The 21,896-nt window shown below is 61.1% G+C and carries 17 protein-coding genes and 3 tRNA genes; 9 read left to right on the top strand and 11 right to left on the bottom strand.

All coding sequences use genetic code 11. The features are described from left to right. Positions 1 to 43 precede the first annotated feature (43 nt). A complete protein-coding gene (locus BW14_RS10035) occupies positions 44 to 1,570 on the top strand; it encodes an amino acid permease (RefSeq protein ID WP_140490480.1) in 1,527 nt (508 codons plus the stop codon). A gap of 158 nt (positions 1,571 to 1,728) precedes the next feature. Here the strand turns inward: BW14_RS10035 and BW14_RS10040 are convergent, their stop codons facing one another. Further along, complete coding sequence (locus tag BW14_RS10040) at positions 1,729 to 2,433, bottom strand: HAD-IA family hydrolase (RefSeq protein ID WP_181162374.1); 705 nt, start codon at positions 2,431 to 2,433, stop codon at positions 1,729 to 1,731. Between the two features lie 137 nt (positions 2,434 to 2,570). Between BW14_RS10040 and BW14_RS10045 the strand changes: the two genes are divergently transcribed. Beyond that, positions 2,571 to 3,890: a triacylglycerol lipase gene (locus BW14_RS10045; RefSeq protein WP_258186112.1), complete on the top strand. Its 1,320-nt coding sequence runs from the start codon at positions 2,571 to 2,573 to the stop codon at positions 3,888 to 3,890. Between the two features lie 47 nt (positions 3,891 to 3,937). Here BW14_RS10045 and BW14_RS10050 read toward each other — a convergent pair. From BW14_RS10050 to BW14_RS10060, 3 genes are all read right to left on the bottom strand, one after another. Next, positions 3,938 to 4,010, bottom strand: a tRNA-Val gene (locus BW14_RS10050). Positions 4,011 to 4,055: 45 nt separating this feature from the next. Next, positions 4,056 to 4,127, bottom strand: a tRNA-Val gene (locus BW14_RS10055). A gap of 34 nt (positions 4,128 to 4,161) precedes the next feature. Beyond that, positions 4,162 to 4,234: transfer RNA gene (locus BW14_RS10060), tRNA-Gly, on the bottom strand. 314 nt (positions 4,235 to 4,548) lie between these two features. On the opposite strand from BW14_RS10060, the gene BW14_RS10065 reads away from it, so the two are divergent. The 7 genes from BW14_RS10065 to BW14_RS10095 all read left to right on the top strand — a co-directional run bounded on the left by BW14_RS10065 (position 4,549) and on the right by BW14_RS10095 (position 12,766). Continuing rightward, the gene (locus tag BW14_RS10065; protein ID WP_140490484.1) at positions 4,549 to 5,109 is read left to right on the top strand and encodes an NADPH-dependent FMN reductase; all 561 of its coding nucleotides are present in this window, start codon (positions 4,549 to 4,551) and stop codon (positions 5,107 to 5,109) included. Between the two features lie 210 nt (positions 5,110 to 5,319). After that, a complete protein-coding gene (locus BW14_RS10070) occupies positions 5,320 to 5,934 on the top strand; it encodes a methylated-DNA--[protein]-cysteine S-methyltransferase (protein WP_375138443.1) in 615 nt (204 codons plus the stop codon). Between the two features lie 133 nt (positions 5,935 to 6,067). Further along, entirely contained in the window at positions 6,068 to 7,738 is a 1,671-nt protein-coding gene (locus BW14_RS10075; protein WP_140490486.1) for an ABC transporter substrate-binding protein, read from the top strand. Positions 7,739 to 7,908: 170 nt separating this feature from the next. Further along, a complete protein-coding gene (locus tag BW14_RS10080) occupies positions 7,909 to 9,276 on the top strand; it encodes a DUF2974 domain-containing protein (protein ID WP_140490488.1) in 1,368 nt (455 codons plus the stop codon). A 163-nt stretch (positions 9,277 to 9,439) separates the two neighbouring features. Continuing rightward, positions 9,440 to 10,069: a TetR/AcrR family transcriptional regulator gene (locus tag BW14_RS10085; RefSeq protein ID WP_140462828.1), complete on the top strand. Its 630-nt coding sequence runs from the start codon at positions 9,440 to 9,442 to the stop codon at positions 10,067 to 10,069. A gap of 196 nt (positions 10,070 to 10,265) precedes the next feature. Beyond that, entirely contained in the window at positions 10,266 to 11,720 is a 1,455-nt protein-coding gene (locus BW14_RS10090) for an aspartate ammonia-lyase (protein ID WP_140490490.1), read from the top strand. 254 nt (positions 11,721 to 11,974) lie between these two features. Continuing rightward, on the top strand, positions 11,975 to 12,766 hold the full coding sequence (locus BW14_RS10095) for a mechanosensitive ion channel family protein (protein ID WP_140490492.1): 792 nt from the start codon (positions 11,975 to 11,977) through the stop codon (positions 12,764 to 12,766). A 91-nt stretch (positions 12,767 to 12,857) separates the two neighbouring features. On the opposite strand, the gene BW14_RS10100 is transcribed toward BW14_RS10095, so the two are convergent. The 7 genes from BW14_RS10100 to BW14_RS10135 form a co-directional block, all read right to left on the bottom strand. Further along, a complete protein-coding gene (locus BW14_RS10100; protein ID WP_140490514.1) occupies positions 12,858 to 13,931 on the bottom strand; it encodes a CPBP family intramembrane glutamic endopeptidase in 1,074 nt (357 codons plus the stop codon). A gap of 309 nt (positions 13,932 to 14,240) precedes the next feature. Next, complete coding sequence (locus tag BW14_RS10105; protein ID WP_258186113.1) at positions 14,241 to 15,482, bottom strand: ABC transporter ATP-binding protein; 1,242 nt, start codon at positions 15,480 to 15,482, stop codon at positions 14,241 to 14,243. Positions 15,483 to 15,488: 6 nt separating this feature from the next. Further along, positions 15,489 to 16,370, bottom strand: a complete 882-nt coding sequence (locus BW14_RS10110; protein WP_140490518.1) for an ABC transporter permease — start codon at positions 16,368 to 16,370, stop codon at positions 15,489 to 15,491. A 17-nt stretch (positions 16,371 to 16,387) separates the two neighbouring features. Continuing rightward, positions 16,388 to 17,320 carry an ABC transporter permease subunit gene (locus BW14_RS10115; protein WP_140490494.1) on the bottom strand — a complete coding sequence of 311 codons (933 nt, stop codon included), beginning with the start codon at positions 17,318 to 17,320 and terminating at the stop codon, positions 16,388 to 16,390. A 51-nt stretch (positions 17,321 to 17,371) separates the two neighbouring features. Next, positions 17,372 to 18,538: an ABC transporter substrate-binding protein gene (locus BW14_RS10120; RefSeq protein WP_140490496.1), complete on the bottom strand. Its 1,167-nt coding sequence runs from the start codon at positions 18,536 to 18,538 to the stop codon at positions 17,372 to 17,374. 1,559 nt (positions 18,539 to 20,097) lie between these two features. Next, positions 20,098 to 20,430 (bottom strand): putative heavy metal-binding protein, encoded by a 333-nt coding sequence (locus BW14_RS10130; protein ID WP_044089400.1) that lies wholly within the window; start codon positions 20,428 to 20,430, stop codon positions 20,098 to 20,100. Positions 20,431 to 20,562: 132 nt separating this feature from the next. Next, on the bottom strand, positions 20,563 to 21,759 hold the full coding sequence (locus tag BW14_RS10135) for a D-alanine--D-alanine ligase family protein (protein ID WP_140490498.1): 1,197 nt from the start codon (positions 21,757 to 21,759) through the stop codon (positions 20,563 to 20,565). Positions 21,760 to 21,896 lie beyond the last annotated feature (137 nt).

The following is a 21,896-nucleotide window of genomic DNA, read 5'->3' on the forward strand; positions in this document are numbered from 1 at the left end:
CTGCGCGCCAGCCATGGCAGGAACACACGTCAAAGAGAGCAGTATGAGTCAGACCGAATCCGATACAGCCGCACAGTCGCAGCCGCCCGTTTCCGATACGTCAGCCGAGGCGACGGCACATGCATCATCGGACGAGACCAGCGGCGGCACAGACCATACCAAGCATGCGTTGCACACGAATCTCAAGCGGGGCATGGAATCACGCCATCTGCAGATGATCTCGCTCGGCGGCGTCATCGGCACCGGCCTGTTCCTGAGTTCCGGCTACACCATCCAGCAGGCGGGTCCCATCGGCACCATCCTGGCGTATGCCATCGGCGCGGTCATCGTGTACCTGGTCATGCTCACGCTCGGCGAGCTCTCGGTGGCCATGCCGGTGACCGGTTCCTTCCATGTGTATGCGGAGCGGTTCATCGGACCAGGCACCGGGTTCGTCATCGCCATCCAGTATTGGATGACGTGGACGGTGGCACTGGGTTCCGAGTTCACGGCCGCCGGCCTGCTGATGCAGCGTTGGTTTCCCGATACGCCCACATGGGTGTGGTCGGCGGCATGCATCGTCCTCATCTTCACCTTGAATGCGTTGTCGGTGCGGTTCTTCGCCGAGGCCGAGTTCTGGTTCGCGTCCATCAAGGTATTCGCCATCTGCGCGTTCATCGTAATCGGTCTGCTGGCGATTTTCGGCGTGATCCCGATGAAGGGATACACACACGCCCCGCTGTTCGGCAACCTCGTCAAGGACGGCATCTTCCCGAACGGCTTCATGCCGGTGTTCGCCACGATTCTGACCGTCAACTTCGCCTTCTCCGGCACCGAGCTCATCGGCGTGACGGCCGGCGAGACGCGTGACCCGGAAACCGCCGTGCCGAAGGCCATCCACACCACCCTGTGGCGTCTGGTGCTGTTCTTCATCGGCTCTATCGTGGTGATGTGCGCGCTGATTCCATGGCGCCAGGCCGGCGTGGGCGAAAGCCCGTTCGTGCTCGTGTTCAGCTCCATCGGCATCCCATATGCGGCGGACATCATGAACTTCGTGGTGCTCACGGCCGTGCTGTCCGCGTCGAATTCCGGACTGTATGCCTCCACGCGCATGGTGTGGTCGATGGGGCATGAGGGCATGATCCCGCGCTGGTTCGCCAAGACCACCCGTCACGGCGTGCCATTGCTGGCCCTATGCGCGGCCATGGCCGGCGGGTTGTTGGCGTTGCTGTCTTCGGTGGTGGCCGCATCCACCGTGTATCTGGTACTGGTGGCGCTCTCCGGCCTGTCCGCGGTGGTGGTCTGGATCGCCATCGCCTACTGCCAGATCGTGTTCCGCAAACGTTGGGTCGCATCCGGGCATCAGGTCGATGAGCTGAAATACCGCACGCCCGGCTACCCCTATACCTCGTGGGGCGCGTTCATCCTGTGCACCGCTTCGTTCCTGCTGGTGTTCTTCGACAAGGAGCAGCGGTTCGCGCTGGGCGCGGAACTGGTGTTCATCGTGCTGTGCTATGGCGCTTACTTCGTGCAGCGTTGGTGGAGGAAGACCCATCCTCGTGAGGAGGATACGCCGGCGCAACTGCCATAGGCCGGCGATTCCGGCCCGGCACCAGCCCAGGCCGCGGCGTTACGCGGCCACATCACGCTTTGCGCCCATCCTGTATCATCCGCAGGGTGGGCGCGATTGCCAGGAAGCAACCGGCTAATATCCATCGGCCTCTCTCTTCGCCAAGTGGGCGCTCTGCGTCAAGGAAGCAGTCTGACGCGCAAGGAGACGGCATCAGTGAAACGGATGCCGTGCAGTCCGGCTGCGGTGCCTGCCTCGGCGTTCCACGGCTTGTCATCCACGAACGCCGTATGTGCGGGATCCACGCCAAAACGGGCGATGGCACGCCGGAAGATCTCCGGGTCGGGTTTGTGGATGCGCTCCGCACTGGAGACCACCACATCCTTCAACAGGTTGAGTTCAGGGAACAGCTCGCGCGCCGCGTCCACGTATTTCACCGTGAAGTTGGTCAATCCCCAGCAACGCACACCTGCGGCGTGCAGGTCGCGCAACAGTTCGGGCATGCCGGGCAGCATGCCGACCAACGCCAGTCGCTGCCGGGCGAAATACAGCCGGAATGCCTCATATGCAGCCTGATTCGCCGCAAAGGACGCAGCTTCCCCAGCAGCCACCGCATCGGCAGTATCGGCCATATCAGCCATATCAGCCATCGAAGTGTCGACGAACCCGGCCACCCCATGGTGGGCGGCATAATCCGCGAGTACCCGTTCCTCACCCCAGCCCAAGTCGGACAGCTCATCGTAATGCCAGAATCCATACGGGTCGTCATGGTCGAACAATCGATCGATCACCGCTTCCGGCACCTGTCCGGTCAGCGGCACGCGCGGCTCCCAGTCAACCAATACGTCGCAGAAGTCGAAAATCACATCGCCAAACGCAGCCATAGCCATCACCTTAGCCTGACACAGCCCAAAGCGGCATCCATCGCCCATATCAAGCATCGGAATCACAACAACCGTCGCCCAGATTTGTAGCTAGCAGCCACCCTATCCGGCGGCGACGCGGACATATGATAGGGCATATGAATCCTCGCATTGCCGCATGCCGATTCGGCGTGATCATGCTTACGATATTCTGGTGGACGTGCCTGGCCGCAACCCTTCTGCTCGGCGCATCACTGTTCACGATACTCGCCGCAGGCTGGCCGGCGCCCTGGGCCGACGCATGGCCCACGTGGGCAGCCTCGGTGGCCGTGACGGTCATCATCGAATCTCTGGTGTTCTGGATCGGCATCATCACCGTGTACGTCACATCCGTGCAGTTGGGGCTCAAAATCCGTGTGATCGGCATCCTCTGCGGATGGGTTCCCGTGGCGAATCTCATCGCGCTGCATCTGATCATCCGCACGGTCGACGACGAAGTGCGGTTCGAATCCGCCAAGGACCGACTCGACCGTTCACGCGCCGCCCAGCGCATCTGCGCCACGCGATACCCCGTACTGCTGGTGCACGGCGTATTCTTCCGCGACACCAAAGTGCTGAATTATTGGGGACGCGTGCCCGCAGAACTGCAGCGTAACGGAGCCGTCATCTATTACGGAGAGCACCAGTCGGCCGCTTCGGTGCCGGATTCGGCACATGAGCTGACCGAACGCATCCGCAGCATCGTCGAGACCACCGGATGCGGCAAGGTGAACGTCATCGCCCATTCCAAGGGCGGATTGGACATGCGTTACGCCATCGCCCGGTGCGGTGCCGCGCCATACGTGGCATCGCTGACCACCATCAACACCCCGCACCGCGGATGCGGGTTCGCGGATTACCTGTTGGAGAAGATTCCTCTCGCCGCCCAGAAACAGGTCGAGTCGGCCTACAACGCCGCGGCAGCCCGGCTCGGCGATTCCCAGCCGGATTTCATGGCCGCGGTGCATGATCTCACCCAGGCCGGCTGCGCCAGACTCAATGCCGAAATCGGCGATTGGAACGAACTCAACTGCGCTGCGAACCGTGCTGTGGGCGTTGCTGTGGGAGGCATGGCAACCGGCACAGCCAACGGCACATCGAATGGCACATCAGGCAACACTGCTGGGGTCGCCGCCGCTGACCCATTCGCGGGCATCGTATGCCAGAGCGTCGGCTCCAAACTGGCCCACGCCACCACCGGCAAGTTCCCGCTGAACTTCACCTATCCACTGGTCAAGTGGTTCGACGGCCCGAATGACGGTCTGGTGGCCCAGCCCTCATTCCCATGGGGCGAACGGTTCACATGGCTGGAGCCGAATGGCACGCGCGGCATCTCGCACGCCGACATGATCGACCTCGACAGGGAGAACATCCCCGGGTTCGATGTGCGCGAATTCTATGTACAGATCGTGGCAGGGCTCAAGCAGCGCGGCCTGTAAAAACCGGAAAACAAAAAAATCCCGCCAAACTGGCGGGATGCATCGGGTGGGCGATGTAGGAATCGAACCTACGACCCCTTCGGTGTGAACGAAGTGCGCTAGCCGCTGCGCCAATCGCCCGATTGGCATAAGAAAACCGGCAGCCGTCTGCCGGTCTCATGCGAGTGGGCGATACAAGATTCGAACTTGTGACCCCTTCCGTGTCAGGGAAGTGCGCTACCTCTGCGCCAACCGCCCGGGTCAGTTCATCAGGCTGAACCAGCCTTCAGAGAGCGGACAACGGGACTCGAACCCGCGGTCTCAACCTTGGCAAGGTTGCGCTTTACCAACTAAGCTATGTCCGCAATGCTGCTGTATGAAGCAACAGGTGAATAAGATACGCCATTTATCGGAAAAATGCACATTCCCGCGTGTCTCCGCATGATTCCGCGCTTTTCGCCGTTGCTCACATATGGCATCAGTCCACTTCTGTGCCTCCCGCACACCACGCTCGCACACGCATCCCGCACATGCCCTTCCCGCGCCTTCGCCCAGCGCGAAGGGATTGTCAGGCACGCGGGCGCACAATGGGGCATGGCAATAACAAGTATCGAAACTGCATGGCTCCGACCACCCAGCCGCGAGCATCCATGCAGCCCTACAGCCAAGGAGTAACATCATGACCAAGCTTCTGTTCGTGGTCGGCAGCCTGCACAAGAACGGCTTCAACCACCAGCTCGCCGATGAGGCCAAGACCCTGATCGGCGACCGCGCCGAAGTCGAGTTCCTCGATTACACCGACGTCCCGTTCTTCGACCAGGATGTCGAGTTCCCGAACCCGCCGGCCGCCGTCAACGCCGCCCGCAAGGCCGTCGTCGAAGCCGATGGCGTGTGGATCTTCTCCCCCGAGTACAACTACAGCTACCCGGGTGTGCTGAAGAACCTGCTCGACTGGCTGTCCCGCCCGCTGGAGCCGTTCCCGGCGGAATCCGCTTCCGTGCTGGCCGGCAAGAAGGTCGCCATCTCCTCTGTGGCAGGCCAGTCCGCCGGCGCCGGCACCCGCGCCAAGCTCAACGAGGTACTGGGCTTCAACAAGGCCGAGCTGCTGCCTGTGGACGAGCAGGCCGGATTCGCCCTGGCTCCCGAGGCCTGGGGCACCGGCAAGCTGGGTCTGACCGACGAGGACAAGGCCAAGCTCGCCGCCGAGGCCGACGCCTTCCTGAAGTTCGTCGAAGAGTAAGCCGATCGGCGCATTCAGCAATGCGTCTTTCTTCCTTTTTGGATGCCCGTGCCGAATCATTCACGCATTCGGTACGGGCATCTGTCTTCAATGAGGTACATTAAGCCGCAACACCGTGAATCCACTACATTGAAGGCAGATGCCCCCTCTCAGCACAAACAACCTCTAAGTCAATGGCAGCATTCGGCGAGCGGACGGATAATGATGCCCATGAATGAACACGCACGACACCCGATAGTGCGAGCCACGGTCGAAATACCCATCGGCCGCATGATGATGACCACGGACGGCGAAGCACTCACCGAGCTTTGTCTCGAAGATTGGTGGTGGGCCCCTTCCGAAGCGTTCCAAGGACTCGATGCCGACGATACCGACAATGCCGACGACGCCGACGCCGGTAATGCCGACACCAGCGACGCCGATACCGACGCCGCTGAAGTGTTCCGCCAAACTCGGGCATGGCTCGAAGCCTACTTCGCCGGCGAGCGCCCGGAGCTCGACGCCGCACCCCCACTCAACCCGCATGGCACGCCATTCCAGCGTGAAGTATGGGATCTGGTGGCGGAAATCCCCTACGGGCAAACCGTGAGCTATGGCGAGCTCGCCGCGGAGCTTGCAGAGCGGAGAGGCGGCGGCCGGATGGCCGCGCAGGCCGTGGGCGGTGCAGTGAAACGCAATCCCATCACCATCATCGTGCCATGCCACCGTGTGGTGGGCGCCGGACGGCACTTCGGCGGCTATGGCGGCAGACTCGACGTCAAGGCGGAACTGCTCGAGCACGAAGGCGTGGATCTCGGCCGATTCGATCTGCACACCGTCGGATAATCACCCATAACCAACGCCTATAGGCAAAGGCGTGTGTACCACCCTTCCGTCCTGTATTGTGGCACGCAACGGTTCACGTTTGGGGGAATGTCAACCGTTGCATAACACAGGGGGAAATAGAGAAGGGGAAAACATGGGATCACGCATCTCATCGACACGCAGGTTGGCCGCGCTGGCACTCGCAGGCGCTTTGGCGCTTTCGGGTTGCGGCGCGGCCGGCAGCGCAGGAGGCAACGGAACGGCGAGCAGCAGCGGCACGCCGCACTCGGGCGGCATATTGCGCATCGCCGAGCCGACCGAGATTCTCAACTGCATCGACCCATCCCAGGCGGCTTGGACGCCCACCCGTTCACTGGTACGCCAATTCGCCGAGTCGTTGACCGATCAGGATCCCGAGACCGGCGAAATCAAGCCGTGGCTCGCATCCGACTGGACCGTGGGTGACGACGGCAAGACCTACACGTTCAATCTCAAGCATGGCATCACGTTCTCCAATGGCGAGCCGTTCAACGCCGATGCGGTGGTCGCGAACTTCAACGCGTTCCTCGATGAGGCGAACAGCGGCATAGGCCCCATCACCTACATCACCGGCCTAGAATCAGTCACCAAGGTGGATGATGACACGGTGACGTTCACCTTCAGCCAGCCCAACGCCGCCTTCCTGCAAGCCACATCCACCACCACGCTCGGTCTGCTGGCTCCAGAATCGCTCAAGCAGACCCCTCAGGAACGCTGCCACGGCAAGAACCTGTATGGCACCGGACCGTTCACGCTCACCCAATGGGATATCAGCAGCAAGACCACCCTGGCCCGCCGCAAGGGATACAACTCGCCTTCGCCGTTCGAGACGCGCAGTAAGGGCGACGCCTATCTGGAGGGCATCGAGGTCTCATACATCCCCGAGCAGTCCGTGCGCACCGGCAGCCTTGCCGGCGGACAGATCGACGCCATCTGGCAGGCGGCGGAAGGGGAGATCTACGAAAACGAGGCCGCACAGATCAAGGCCGCCGGAGGCACTATCCAATCTCGAGCAATCCCCGGCACCTCGTACGACATCTATCCGAATGTGCGAGACGAAAGCCGTCCATTGTCCGACAAGGACGTCCGCGAAGCCGTTTCCCTGGCACTCGACCGCGCCGCCTATGCACACACGGTGTACCGTCAGGATTATCCGGTGGTCAAAGGCATCCTGGGGTCGTCCACCCCGATGTTCCAGGCCACGCCCGATGCAATCAAGTATGACGTGGACAAGGCGAACGACCTGCTTGACAAGGCGGGCTGGAAGCTGGGCGAGGACGGCTACCGTTACAAGGACGGCAGGAAACTGACGCTTGTCATGCTGGACTTCGTCAAAAACCCCGGACAGGATCTTCTGGTCGATCAGCTGCGTCAGGTGGGAGCCGACCTGCAGATCGAGATCAGCACATGGTCGGATTCGGTGAACAAGGAAAAGACCGGCGAATACGACCTGTCAATGCTCTGGAGCTATACGCGCAGCGACCCGTCCGCAATCGACAACCTGCTCAACGTGAAGGACGGGACCGGCAACAAATACGCTCGCTGGAACATCGCGAACGCCGAGCAGCGCGCCAAACTGGATGCACTGTTCAGCGCGGGCATCAGGGAACTTGACTCCGCCAAGCGCGAGAGCATCTACAAGGAACTCCAGCAGTATCTTGCTGACGAATACCTCCAGATCCCCATCTATGAACGCGTGGGCGATCTGGCGCTCGGCGCGAACGTGCACGATGTGCGCTTCACTGCGGAATCATTCATCTCGCTCTATGGCACTTGGATTGATTGACCGCCCCGCCGCACAGGTCGTAATCCATCATTCCCGGCTGAAGTGATGAACAACGGCGCCCATGTGTTCGCCGTGGGAGCACCGTCGGGAAGCCGTCCGCCACAGTCTCGTACAATCTTGCCAAGAGCCGGGCCTTCCGAGCCCGGCTGTACGCAGGGAGGGACGCGGCTATGGCGAACATCATTGACTATGCACGCGATGAAAAGCGTCCGTTCGACGAGCTGCCGTTCAATGAGGTGGACGCGCTCATCCTGGCCACGCTGGTCTATGAGGACGTGGCCAACATCGGCCCCGCCCTGATGCTGGACGAAAACCAGCCGCACGCCTCAGGCAGTTCGTTCGCCGGCCGACTGCGGGCATTCGAGCCTGAGCATCCGCTGATTTGGTTCCGCAATCTTTGGCACCCACCGCTGGAATCGGTAAGCCTCGCGGAAGCGAACAAGGAACTGCATCATTCGCTATCATCCGGCGATGACGACAAGCCCCACGAACCGCAGGTGGTGGCGGTCATCGACCCCAGCCTGACGCATACGCTATTCCAGGTGTGCGCAGGCTCTCCGCGATTCCGCAACATTCGTCTGGGCGCTGTGGCCGAACACGTCAACCGCGGCGAACAGACGCAGTTCGCGGCCGCGACATTCCAATTGCCGGATGGCCCAAGCAGACGGCACCGCACACATAAAGGCACGCTGGTCATCTCCTTCCGAGGCACCGATGATTCATTCATCGGATGGAAGGAGGATTTCAACATGTCCTTCCAATACCCCGTGCCTGCGCAACGCGCGGCGAGCGCCTATCTGGACACGGTGGCCCGGCTCTGGCAGGGGCCCATCGTGCTGACCGGACACTCCAAGGGCGGCAATCTGGCGATCTATGCGGCGATGAACGCCACACAGAAGGTACAGCGCCGCATACGGCACATCTATTCCCTGGACGGCCCGGGGTTCCCCCGCGAGATTGTGAGCAGTCCCGCGTATCTCGCCGTGCAGCCAAAGGTGACGAAGATCGTGCCCAGCTCCTCTATTGTGGGCATGATCTTCGAGACTCCGGAACCATGCCGTGTGGTGTCTTCGGATTCGGACGGCATCATGCAGCATTCCGCGTATACCTGGCGGGTCGACGGCGACCGGTTCGTCACCGAGCCCGATATCAGCACCGGTTCGCAGTGGTTCAACGAGCAGCTCAATCAATGGGTGACCGACCTGACGCCCGAACAGCGCGAACGTGCCGTGGACGCCTTGTTCCGAGTCCTGCATGCCAATGGCGCCACACGGCTAGGGGACCTGATGAGCCACCTTCCTGCGTCCATCCCCTCCATGCTGGGCGCATATGTGGGACTCACTCCCGAGGACCGGCGGCATCTGACGGAAGCCGTGGCCATTCTGCTCAGAGCGTCCACCACGAAAGCCAAGGGGAAGGCGGCGACCTCCCGTACCGCCGACGAAAGTGGCACGGCCCCAGAATCCGTATCGGAGGCCCATGCCGACGGAGGAACGGCCGCTGACGAGCCGCCATCGGCGTCGTCCAGCAGCCAGTAACCGGTCAGGAACGGCAAACGCCAAAACCACTATCCGCTCGGCATCAAATCGCCAGTTCAAATTGGTTACTCTGTATAATAAACTCACCAATAAGATAGTACGAACAGGGTGATCAGCATGACCGGACCGGTTCCGCCGATCACGTACGCGAAAGAGGGGCATCATGCCACGTCCACGCCTGAGTTCCGAAGTGCTTCCCGCCCGCGACCGTCTTGAGAACGCGTTCTGGGAGCTGCTCGCCAATCGCGACTACCGCAAGATCACCGTCACCGACATCGTGCGCGAGGCCGGCGTGAACCGCAATTCCTTCTACTACCATTTCGCCAGCCTGCATGAGCTGGCCGATGCCGCCATCATGCATCAGGTGGAATCCATACCAATCAATCAGCGCCCCGACCCGGACGGCGATCCCACAGACCAATGGAGGGAACGCATCACCTGGATCCTCTCCCACCCCGAGCAGCGCCGTCGCCTCGACCGGCTGGCGCTGATCGCAGGCCCGCATAGTACAGTCGAGCTCGCCGAATCCCTGCGTGATTTCACCCGTCTGCAGATTGTCAACATGCTGCAGAAGGACCCCACCGACCTTGATCTGAAAACCGACCTCATGGTCGACTTCTCGGTGGGAGGGCTGCTGTCCGTGCTGCATCGCTGGCCTGAGCTCAGCGACACCATCGAGCTCAGGGACCTGCTCAAGGAAGATGTGGCAGTCCTGGCCATGGGCATCTATCTGGCTATGAGCCGCGAGGACATGCTCACATACTGGCGACGCATCTTTACATCCCACATGTGACTTGTCCGCTGTCTCCTCGATCAGCACGAGGAGACAGACGTGCTAACAGCCCCGCAGAACCCACCCACGGAATACCGCCACAGTACGCGCCGCACAACAAACAGGCCGCAGCCGGCATGGGCATGAGAGGTTTCTCACAAGGCGCAATCGTCGACAATGCTGGCGTTTCAACGTCCGACACGGAAAGATGGTGATTATGAGCGAACAGACCGCATTCCCGCATGGCACCCAAACGACCACACGTGTGGAGCATGACTGCATCGGCACATTGGAGGTCCCCAGCGATGTCTACTGGGGCATCCACACCCAGCGTGCCATCAGCAATTTCCCGGTTTCCGGCATCACGGATGGCCAGCACCCGGAGCTGATTCGCGCCTATGCCACCGTCAAGCGCGCATGCGCCATCGCGAACGAGGAGCTCGGCCTCATCGACCACGATAAGGCCGAAGCCATCCGTCAGGCATGCCATGAGATCGAACTCGGCAAACTGGCCGACCAGTTCCCTGTGGATGTGATGCAGGGCGGCGCCGGCACGTCCGCCAACATGAACATGAACGAGGTCATCGCCAACCGGGCGCTGGAGATCGCCGGCCACCAACGCGGCGATTACGCCTACGTCCACCCCAATGACGACGTCAACGAATCCCAATCCACCAACGACACCTATCCGGCGGCATGCAAGCTCGCGCTCATCGACGCGATAGGGCCGCTGGCCGAAGCCACGAAGAAACTGGCCAAGGCCTTCCATGATCTGGCGGACAAGCACATCAACGACGTGACCATCGGCCGTACGCAACTTCAGGATGCCGTGCCGATGACCTACGGCCAGGAATTCCATGCCTTCGCCACCCTGCTGAAGTCCGATCTGGCGGCCTTCGACCGCGTGGTGCCCCTGCTCGCACAGTTGAACCTCGGCGCCACCGCCATCGGCACTGGCATCTGCGCCGACCTGCGGTTCCGTCAATCCGCCACCACGCATCTGGCCAACATCACCGGCCTTCCCATCACCGCGGCGCCCGACCCGGTGGCCGCCATGACCGATATGGGCGCCTATGTGGCCACATCAGCCGCCGTGAAGAGCCTTGCCGTGCACCTGAAGAAAGCCGCCGACGACCTGCGACTGCTGAACTCCGGCCCCCGCTGCGGATTCAACGACCTCAACGTACCGGCCCGTCAGGCAGGCTCGTCAATCATGCCGGCCAAGGTGAACCCGGTGATTCCCGAATGCGTGAACCAGTGCTGCTTCTCCATCTTCGGCATGGATGTGACCGTGAACTGGGCCGTGGCCGAAGGTCAGCTGCAGCTCAACGCCTTCGACCCGCTGATGGTGCATGAGCTGCTCACCGGCATGAAGCTGCTCACCAACGCCATGACCATCTTCCGCACCAACTGCGTGGAGGGTATCGAAATCCACACGGAAATCGGCCGCGACTATGCGCAATCCTCGCCATCCATCGCCGCCGCGCTCAACCATTACATCGGATACGAGAAGGCCGCGGACATTGCGGCCGAAGCCGTACGCACCGGCCACACGGTCCGCGAAGTGGCCGGTGAGCGCACCGATCTGCCGGCGGAGCAGCTCGACGAGATCCTCGATCCGATCCGTCTGGCCCGAGGCTTGGGACAGACCTGCCGCGAGCATCAGCAATGACATGATTGTCGACACGGCGGTCGCGCCGGCGGTCGTGTCGACAATCATGCAGACGGCGTCACACCGCCGATCATCGGGTTTCCGGCGCGTTCACCTGAGCCGTTCCAGTAGCAAACCGCCCCATTATCAAGCCGCTCCATTACCGGACCACCGCATCTGGCCAACGCACCGGCAACTTCCAGCGCGTTTTCCGCAGTCTCCACAGCTTCCCCCAATAAGCCCGATACAGTGGCAGTATGACAAACAACGTGACTATGAGCGGCATTGAACAGTGGTTCCAGATGAATATGGGCCGACTGATCTGGCTGGTATTGATGACGGTGCTGGCGTTGATCGCCGACCGTATATTGAGCCGTCTCCTGAGGAAGGCCCTTGACAAATCCCAGATTCCCAGCGCATCGATCTTCATCAATCTCGCACGCGTGCTGATCTGGGTGGCCGCCATCGCCATGGTGCTGCAACCGGTGTTCGGCATCAATCCGACCACGCTGGTCACCGCTCTTGGCGTCGGCGGCGTCGCTCTCTCCCTTGGCCTGAAGGATACGATCGCCAATGTGATCGGCGGATTCGGACTGATGCTCGGCCGCGTCATCCAACCGGGCGACCTGGTCACCGTGCAAGGCGTGACCGGCACCGTGCATGACATCACATGGCGTCACACTACGGTGCGCACGCGTGGCGGCGACTTCATGATCATCCCCAATTCGGTATTGAATACGGCCGCTCTGACCAAGCTCAGCCCTGTGAGCGAAAGCATGATCACGCTGGAGTTCACCGCCAAGGCATCCTGCGACCCGGATGAGGTGAGCCGCGATATCCTTGCCCGCGTCACCGCCGCAACCGCCGACCTTGAGTTGGAAACACAACCGCCGCTCGTGAAGTTCACCGGATTCTCGCCATACGGCAGAACAGGTCAGGTACTGCTGTTCGCACGCCCGGGCGTGCTGTTGTCCACCATCCGCGACAAGGCTGCGCGCTCTATTGCAGAGGGAGCCCCTCACTATCTGGTGGAGGACGGTGGTTCATCCTACAACGCGCAGGAATGACAGCGTTCAGCAGACATCCGAAAACGATTGTGGGCGATGCCGAAGTTCGGCATCGCCCACAATCGTCATTACGGCATCACCGCGATCTCAGTCATTGCAATAGCATCCAGAAGGTCAGCGCCAGTGTCAGCAGCATATAGACGATGACGCCGGGGTTCGCGTAGGCAGTACGAATCTTGAGACCGGCCGGCAATTCCTCGGGCGCGGTATAGAACTCCCAACGGTTGCGCCAGCGCACCAGCAGCACGATTCCCGCGACGCACAAGGCGAGCATCGCCAAGTAATACAGAGACACAACAGCGAGGCCATTGAGCTGCCCGCCGGCTGCCATACGCGCCACTTCGCTTTCACTCAACGTACCGTTCAAGACCCTCGGATCAATCAGACGTATCACCGCAGGCCCGATTACTCCGCCGAGGAAATTGATGAACATGTGCATGACGATGACATACCACAGGCGTGAGGTGCGCGTGTAGACATATCCGAGGATCAGTCCCAGACCGAAGGCATAGAAGAATTGGTATATGTTCAGGTGGAACAGGGCGAATGCCAAGGCGGAGAACACGATGGCGGTTTTCTCACCGTATCGGCGCAGACGGGAGATGATCTCCTTGCGGAAGATCCACTCCTCGAATATCGGTGCGAGCACACCAGCGAACAACGCAACAGCCCATACATCGCCTCCAACCAGCAGTTGCTGGACACGGTCGCTGGCCTGCCCTTGGGAAGCGACCGCAGCCATCAGCTGTCCGATGAGATTGCCAAGCATCATCACTGGCACGCACATGATCAGCAGCTGAGCGAACTCGCCGCCCTTCAACGTGTATTGACGCGTCTTGACGGCGGGCACCAACGTGAAGATCAGCATGCTCAACGGTATGGCGATCAGATACATAGGGCCGGAAGAGGTCAGCAATGACATCCATGTCGGCTGATTGCCTCCGAAGAATTGATGCGCGGCTTCGCTCGCCAAAATATTGCCTCCGATCCACAACGCGATCATGACGGCAAGCGCGGCCCCGATCAGCGCGAACCGTCGATAGGCGACAAACCACCAATCTCGCGAAGGTTGCTGGGGTGTGGGCGTCAGCTGAGGCTGCTGTGCGCTCGATGATGCATCAGGCTGCGGCGCATCATTGGACGGCGACGGATTGGGCTGTGTCATATTGGACTGTGCCATATTGGGCTGTGACACATTGGGCTGCATCACAGGTTGCGATGGCTGAGCGTTGTCCTGCTGCCGCGGCGTTTCCGGAGCGGACGGCGTTGTCTCGTTCATGTGCATTCCCCCATCATCATTGGTCTGACAGCACCGATTGTGCATACCTGTCATGTTCCAGAATACGGTACCGATGCCAGATGCATACTCATCCCTCAGGGTGATTCCAGAGCGCGTCGAAACTGAAACAAACGGGGGGATCGCGCATAATCGCACAATCCCCCTGTGGGAACAATACGGACGTCAGAGGAACGCTCAGCAGGCCAGTGCCGCCACAGGGCGAGGCGTCACGATGACTTCGTCGCCGGGGGCCAGACCCGCAGGCAATTCGTTGGCGGGCAGCTGCACGGTGACCTTGAGCTGTTCGCCCTTGTTCCAGCGCTGGAATTCACCGGAAGTGATCACCGTATCCACACGCACCAGCGAACCGAGGAAGTGAATCACTTCGACACGGGCGTGCTCGCCGATGTTGGAATCATGCTGTCCGGGCAGGCTCAACGCAAGGTTCTCCGGACGCACCAACACGGCGACCGCATCTCCGGCGGCGGAACCTGCCAGCAGCGGCATGCGCTGGCCGAACACCACGGCCTCCTCGCCATTGGAGGCACCGGGCAGACGGTTCGTCAGGCCGATGAAGGTGGCCACGTATTCGGTGGCCGGACGCTGGTACAGGTCCTGCGGGGCGGCGATCTGCTCGATCTTGCCCTTGTTCATCACACCGATGCGGTCGGCGACGGCGAGCGCCTCCTCCTGGTCGTGGGTCACGAACACGGTGGTGGTGCCGGTGCTCAGCTGGATGCGGCGAATCTGGTCGCGAAGCTGCACACGGACCTTGGCGTCCAATGCGGAAAGCGGCTCGTCGAGCAGGAGCACGCGCGGCTTGACGGCCAATGCACGCGCCAAGGCCACACGCTGCTGCTGGCCACCGGACATCTGCTGGGTGTACTTCTTGGCCTGATCGGCAAGACCCACCAGGTCAAGCTGCTCCATGGCGATCTTGCGACGCTCTTCCTTGCTGACGCCACGCACTTCAAGACCGAATTCCACGTTCTCGAGGGCGGTCATGTGCGGGAAGAGGGAGTAGGCTTGGAACACCATGGCCATCTCACGCTTGTTGACCGGCACACCGGTCACATCCTGACCGCCGACCATGATGCGGCCGCCCTGGATGTCTTCGAGGCCAGCCAGCGAACGCAGTGCCGTGGACTTGCCGCAGCCGGAGCCGCCGAGCAGTACGACCATTTCGCCGGGCTTGATGTCCAGGTTGAAATCGTCGAGGGCACGCTTGGTGGAGCCCGGATAGATCTTGACGACATCCTGCATCTGGATGGAGCCACCGCCTCGCTTGGCGGAATCCTTGAGCAGGGCCTTGGCGGCCTTGGTCACATCCTTGCCGCGCACGCCTTCGAGGGTGGCGGTGGGATCGTTCTTGAACGCCTCCTCCTCGGCTGCCGGGGAGACCGGCGCGGAAGTGGCGGTTGTGCTGTCGAGAGTCATGATGGATTACTTACCTTCCCTTGTCTTGCGCATCGCATCGGAGATCAGGTCGAGCGCAACAAGCAGCACCACGCCGAACAGCAGAGCAAGCAGCGACATGGCGGTGGAGATCTGAGAATTGGACTGGCCGAGCTGGTACAGCGCGACCTGCAGGTTCATACGGCCGAGCAGCGAGGCGACGGTGTATTCGCCCAGCACCACGGCGATGGAGATGAACGATGCGGACAGAATCGATTGCCACAGGTTCGGGATGATCACGCGGAAGAACACCTTCGGCCAGGATGCGCCGAGCGAACGCGAAGACTCAACCAGCGTCTTGACGTCGATGGAGTTGAGTCCCACGGCGATGGCGCGGAAGGCGAACGGCATGACCAGAATCACGTAGGCGAAGCACAGCCAGATCGGGTTGGTGCTCAATACGTCGGCGGACAGCCAGCGATAAATCGGGCCCAGGCCCACCACGAGCACAATGGCCGGGATGGTCAGCGGCAGCGTCGCCACCCATTCAATCGCGCGTTCCAGAGCCTTGGAGCGAATATGCACTATGACCATGGTCGGCACCATCAGCAGCAGCATGATCACCACGGTGACCGCGCACAGGGCGAGCGAGGTGCCGATGCCTTGCCACAGAACCGTCAGATCGGCTCCAAGCGATTCGCCGTTGCCGGTGAAAATCGCAATCCACGGAGCGGCGGACCAGCGACCGGACAGCGGGTGGCGCAGCGTGAAGATCAGCATGGCGATCAGCGGTACGAACAGGAACGCCAGCGTGATGAACAGAATCACGAATTTGATGATGCTTTGCTTGCGGATGCGAGCTGCGCGCAGCTGCGGCGGCTTGGTACCGGTTTCGCCGGCCTTGACGGTCTTGGAGGCTACGGTAGCCACGGTAGCGGAGGTTTCATTCACTGCCAACGTCCGGCCCTCTTTTCCACAGCGTGGCTCAGCAGCATGACGACGGCCACGACGATGATCATTGCAAACGCCAGCACCTGAGCGAAGCCCTGCTGGTTCGGATCCATCTCATTGCGCATGGCACCCTGAATCATCAGCGGAACCAGAATCGAACGCTGGGAGAACAGAGCGGCTGCGGTGGCGTATGCGGAGAACGCGGACGCGAACAGCAGCAGGAACGCGGAGATGAAGCGAGGCGCCAGAATCGGCAGCGCTACACGCGTCCAGTACTGGAATGTGTTGCCGCCCAGGGATTCGCATGCCTCACGCCACTGCGGGCGGATCGAATCGACTGCCGGCAGGAAGATGATGATCATCAGCGGGATCTGGAAGTAGCAGTACACGGTCACGAGGCCGGGCAGCGAGCTCAGCCAGTTCGGATTCACGGTGAAACCGGTCAGGGTCTTGATGAGCATGGTGCCGATACCGTTGATGCCGATGGTGGCGATGAACGCGAAGGCGAGCATCACGCCACCGAACTGGGCGAGCACGGAGGAGATGGCGGAAACCAGGCGACGCATCAGACCGTTCGGCTTGGCACCGATGACCAGAGCGTATGAGGCGAGGCCACCGACCACGGCGCCGATCACCGAGGACGCGATGGACACGAGGATGGAGGTGACGAACGCGGACAGCGTGTTGGGCTCGAACAGCTTATTGAAGTTGGCGAGCGTGAAGCCACCGTCACGGGTCTGGAACGCACCGATTACCACGATCACGGTCGGCGCGAGCAGGAAGCACGCGGTGTAGGCGAAGAACGGCAGGGTGACGGCGAAAGTGCCGAGTTCCTGACGGTGGCGCGCCAGCGTGGAAGAGCTGGAGTTAGCGGACGGACCCGCCACCTTGGCGGCGGCAGGTCCGTTCTGTGCGATTGCAGCAGTCATAGGTGATTACCTTGAATTACCTTTGATTGGCTTGAGCGTGGGCGGTCAGGCTCAGTTGCCGATCGTCTTGTCCCAGTTGTTCTGGAGCCACTCGGTGATGCGGGTGGCGTCATCGTTGGTGTAGGAGACCGGCTTGCCCTCGATGGTGATGGCGTCCTTCAGGGTGTCCTGATCCACGGTGCCGTCTTCCTTCATGGAGGAGAGCAGGACTGGGTTGGCACCACCCTTGAACCACAGGTTCTGGGCTTCGGCGGAGTACAGGTATTCCTCCCACAGGCGGGCGGCGGCCGGGTGCGGGGCGTCCACGTTGATGGCCTGGTTGTAGTAGCTGACGACCTGGGCCTTCGGGAAGGTCTTGTACTCCCAGTTCACGCCCTTGGACTTCAGTTCCTTCTTGTAAGAGGCCTGGTTGTAGGTCCAGTCCATGACCACACCGGTCTGACCGGAGTCGATGGTGCCGTTGGTCACGTCAACGGTGGTCAGGTTGCCGGCGTCCTTGAGCTTCTTGAAGAAGTCGAGGCCGGGCTGCAGGTTGTTGATGTCGCCGCCAGCCAGCTGGTTGATCATCAGGTAGCCGTTGAAGGCGGCGCCAGCCTCGGCGGGCTTGCCGTTGAGGGCCACGGTGCCGGCGAACTTCGGGTCGAGCAGGTCCTCGAGCTTGGAGATGTCGCCGTACTTGTCCTTGTTCCAGCCGATGGACATGATGCCGGTGTAGTCGGCGTAGTAGGCGCCGTTGGCGTCCTTGTTCTCATCCGGGATCTTGTCCCAGGCCTGCACCTTGTACGGGGCGAAGGCATCGGTGGAGGTGGCGGCGATCTGCTGGCCGACATCGAAGACGTCCGGAGCGGCGTCGGTGCCCTTGTTGGTCTTGGCGGCGTCCAGCTCTTCCTTGGAGGAAGCGTTCGGGTTGAGCTCGGTGACCTTGATCTTCGGGTACTTCTTCTTGAAGGTATCGATGACCTCGCCGTAGTTGGACCAGTCGTGAGGCAGAGCGATGACGTTCAGGGCGCCTTCCTCTTCGGCGGCCTTGACGAGGTCGTCCATGGTGCCGAAGTCGGCGAGGGAGGTGGCCTTGGCGGACTTCTCGTTGACCTTCACGGACTTGCCGGTGGAAGCGGAGTCAGAGCTGTTGGAGGCGGTCGACGAGCCGCAGGCGGCCATCGAGAACGCCAGCACGGCGGCGATGGCGCCAGCCGCAATCTTACGCAGGTTCTTCATGATGTTCCTTTTTCTCAACGCACATCCAGATCCGGTCAGCGGGGCCGAACCCTGGGAGTCGGGGCATCGATTCGCGCTGTATTCGCGCGGCCCATAATTCCAAGGCAAGAAGGTATGAGGCTTATCTGTCCCGACACTGGCGTTCAAGTGAACAGTGTTCGCCGTTTGCGGTACGGATGCTGAATAAAAGGAAACTACAAGTGAATTAGTGACGCTCGACGATGATGCGTCAATATTGCTGGGTATTACAGCGACTCTCTCTACAACTCTCTCTGGTATCCGGCTCTCCTGCGTCAGAAACTCGTTGATTATGCTGTGCCTTCTTGTCGAAGCGTTGCCGCGAAGCAGACAACAGAGCTGCTTGCAGGCAACGCGCGACGACAGGCAAACCAACGGGCCGCGCGCATAGCGTGTCCGTCATTACAGGACGAGCTGGCACGTGAAGAGGGTCTGAGAGTCAGTCATTCGTCAACGGACTTCTGATCACTTCTGATCACAGGTCACTATCGAGGCAAAACCTCTAGCCAAGCGAGAAACAACCCCACCAATCATCCCTCAGCGAAGCAAAACCTCGGACCAACCGGGACTACACCCCACTCACAGCCCGCCAGCGAGGCAAAACCTTGGGCCAATCAAGAAATAACCCCGCCAATCATCCCCAAGCGAAGCAAAACCTCGGCCGCGTCAAGGAAACACCCCTCCTACCGCCCACCAGCGAGGCATATACTCGGCTCTACCTGTAATTCACCCCGCTCACAACCCGCCAGCGAAGCAAAACCTCGGACCAACCGAGAAACAACCCCACCAATCATCCCCAAGCGAAGCAAAACCTCGGATTGACCGATGACCCACCTCACTCACAGCCCGTCAGCGGAGCAAAACCTCGGACCAACCCATAATCCGCCCCGCTCACCGCCTCTCAGCGAAGCAAATCCACGACTCCACCAAGGAAACACCCCGCTCACAGCCTGCCAGCGAAGCAAAACCTCGGACCAATCACACATCCGCCCCGCTCATGGCTCGTCAGCGGGGCAGAACCTCGGACAGACAGAGAAAAAGCTCCGCCAGCCATCCCTCAGCGGAGCAAAACCTCGACCCAGCCGACATTCCACCTCACTCACAGCCCGCCAGCGAAGCAAAACCACGGACCGACAGAGAAAAAGCTCCGCCAGTCACCCCTCAGCGAAGCAAAACCTCGGCCGTGTAAAGGAAACACCCCGCTCACAGCCCACTCACAACCCGTCAGCGGGACAGAAATCCAACCCAGCCGAGGTTTTGCCCCGGCAAGGCTGTGTCCCAGGCTGTGTCCCCAGACAGGTTCGCCCGACGGACCGCCTCAGGCGCCACGGCTCGTGCGCATCATGCAATGGCAAGTAAACCGGATACGAGCCGCCACCACGACAAAGGCCCCACACAGTGTCTCGGCGGGGTGGGACTTAGCGGATCGCCGGAGAATTGCCTACGGATGCCGCAACAAGCCTCGGCGGGACTTAGCGACTCCCCGAGAATCACCGACGGATGCCGCGGCGGATCCAGACAGACTGTCGCGGACTGCCGCTTCACCCCCTGCGCGAGAGCTGCACAGCGGTGCCGGAAGCGGTGACCATCAACATGGAGCCGTCAGTGCCAAGCACCTCGTAATCGACATCCACGCCGACTACCGCATGCGCACCCAACGCCTCAGCACGCTGCTGCATCTCCGCAATCGCCTCGTTGCGGGCGTTGGTCAGCTCCTCCTCATAACCCTGACTACGTCCACCGAACATGTTGCGGAATCCCGCCCCGATGTCCTTGAACATGTTCACGCCGGCGACCACCTCGCCGAACACAATGCCCTGGTAATTGGTGATGACATATCCGTCCACGGACGGCGTGGTAGTGACCAGAATCATGATCGGTTTCCTTTGATTTGACATTCGGTTTAACGTGACCATCCCATCAGCAGTCCATCAGCAGTCCAACCGCGCAGACGATCAGACAATCCGACGATCAGACAGCGACGAGACAGGCCACTGGAGCAAGGACTACCGCAGCACGCCTTCGATGAGGCGGGTGATGAGCTCGGTGTAGTCCACACCGGTGGCCTCCCAAGCCTTGGGATACATGGAAATCGGCGTGAAACCGGGCATCGTGTTGATCTCGTTGACCATCACCGTGCCGTCCGGCGTCACGAACGTGTCCACACGGCTCAGACCGGCACCGTCCACGGCCTTGAAGGCGCGGCGGGCCACATCGCGCACGTCCTCAAGCACGCTGACCGGCAGGTTGGCGGGCACCTCGACATGGCTTGCGGAGGCATCCATGTACTTGGAGTCGAAATCGTAGAACTGGTCATCGTCCTGATGATCGAGCACGATCTCGCCCGGCCAGCTGGCCTCCGGCTCCTCGCCTGCCTTCGGGCACAGCACCGCACATTCGACCTCGCGACCGTCGATTCCCTGTTCGATCAGCACCTTCCAGTCATGCTCACCGGCCGTGGCGACGGCTGCGGCCAAGAGGTCCTGCTGCGTCTCGAAGTCCTCCGCCTGCTCGACCTTGGTCACACCGAAGCTGGAGCCAGCTCGGGAGGGCTTGACGAACAGCGGGTACGCGAGATTCGCGGCCTCGACTTGGGCGAGTACATCCGCCGCAGTGAAATTGCGCGCATCCACCATGATGCCAGGCGCGGTGGGGATGCCGGCGGCGTTGAGCACGATCTTGGTGTAGTGCTTATCCATGCATGCCGCCGAAGCGAACACGCCGCAGCCCACATACGGCACACCCATCATCTCCAGCAGGCCTTGCACCGTGCCGTCTTCGCCATAGGGACCGTGCAGCACCGGCAATACCGCGTCCACATGGCCGAGCGAGGTCAGCACGTGATGCGCCTCAGGATCATTCAGACTGACGAAACCGGTGCCGAAGCCGGCGTCGCCACTGTGCGCACCACTCAGATGCTCCGGTTCGCCTGCGAAGAAACCATCCTTGCCACGAGACGGGTCAATCAGCACCGGGCGGGATTCCGGCGTGACCTTCACGGTCGGCAGCTCACCGCCGTCAAGCGCCCAACCGCGTGGATCCTCACCGTTGACAATCCATGTGCCGTCCTTGGTGATGCCGACCGGAATCGGTTCAAAACGTTCGGTATCCAATGCATTGAGCACTCCGGCCGTGGAAATGCATGAAATCGAATGCTCGTCTGCACGTCCGCCGTAGAGAACCACAATACGCTTCTTGGCCATAACCATCCTTTGCAATACCGCCGTGGCTTTCAGCATGCGCAACCGCCCCAGCAGTCGAATCAAACCTGTGGATGCCATGCAGCCGGAACCCGACCGCCGCCGAAGCCTTGCCGACGGCAACCGGAATCCGCCCTAAC

Origin of the sequence: Bifidobacterium sp. UTBIF-68, assembly GCF_006408855.1 — a bacterium.
GTDB classification, from domain to species: domain Bacteria; phylum Actinomycetota; class Actinomycetes; order Actinomycetales; family Bifidobacteriaceae; genus Bifidobacterium; species Bifidobacterium reuteri.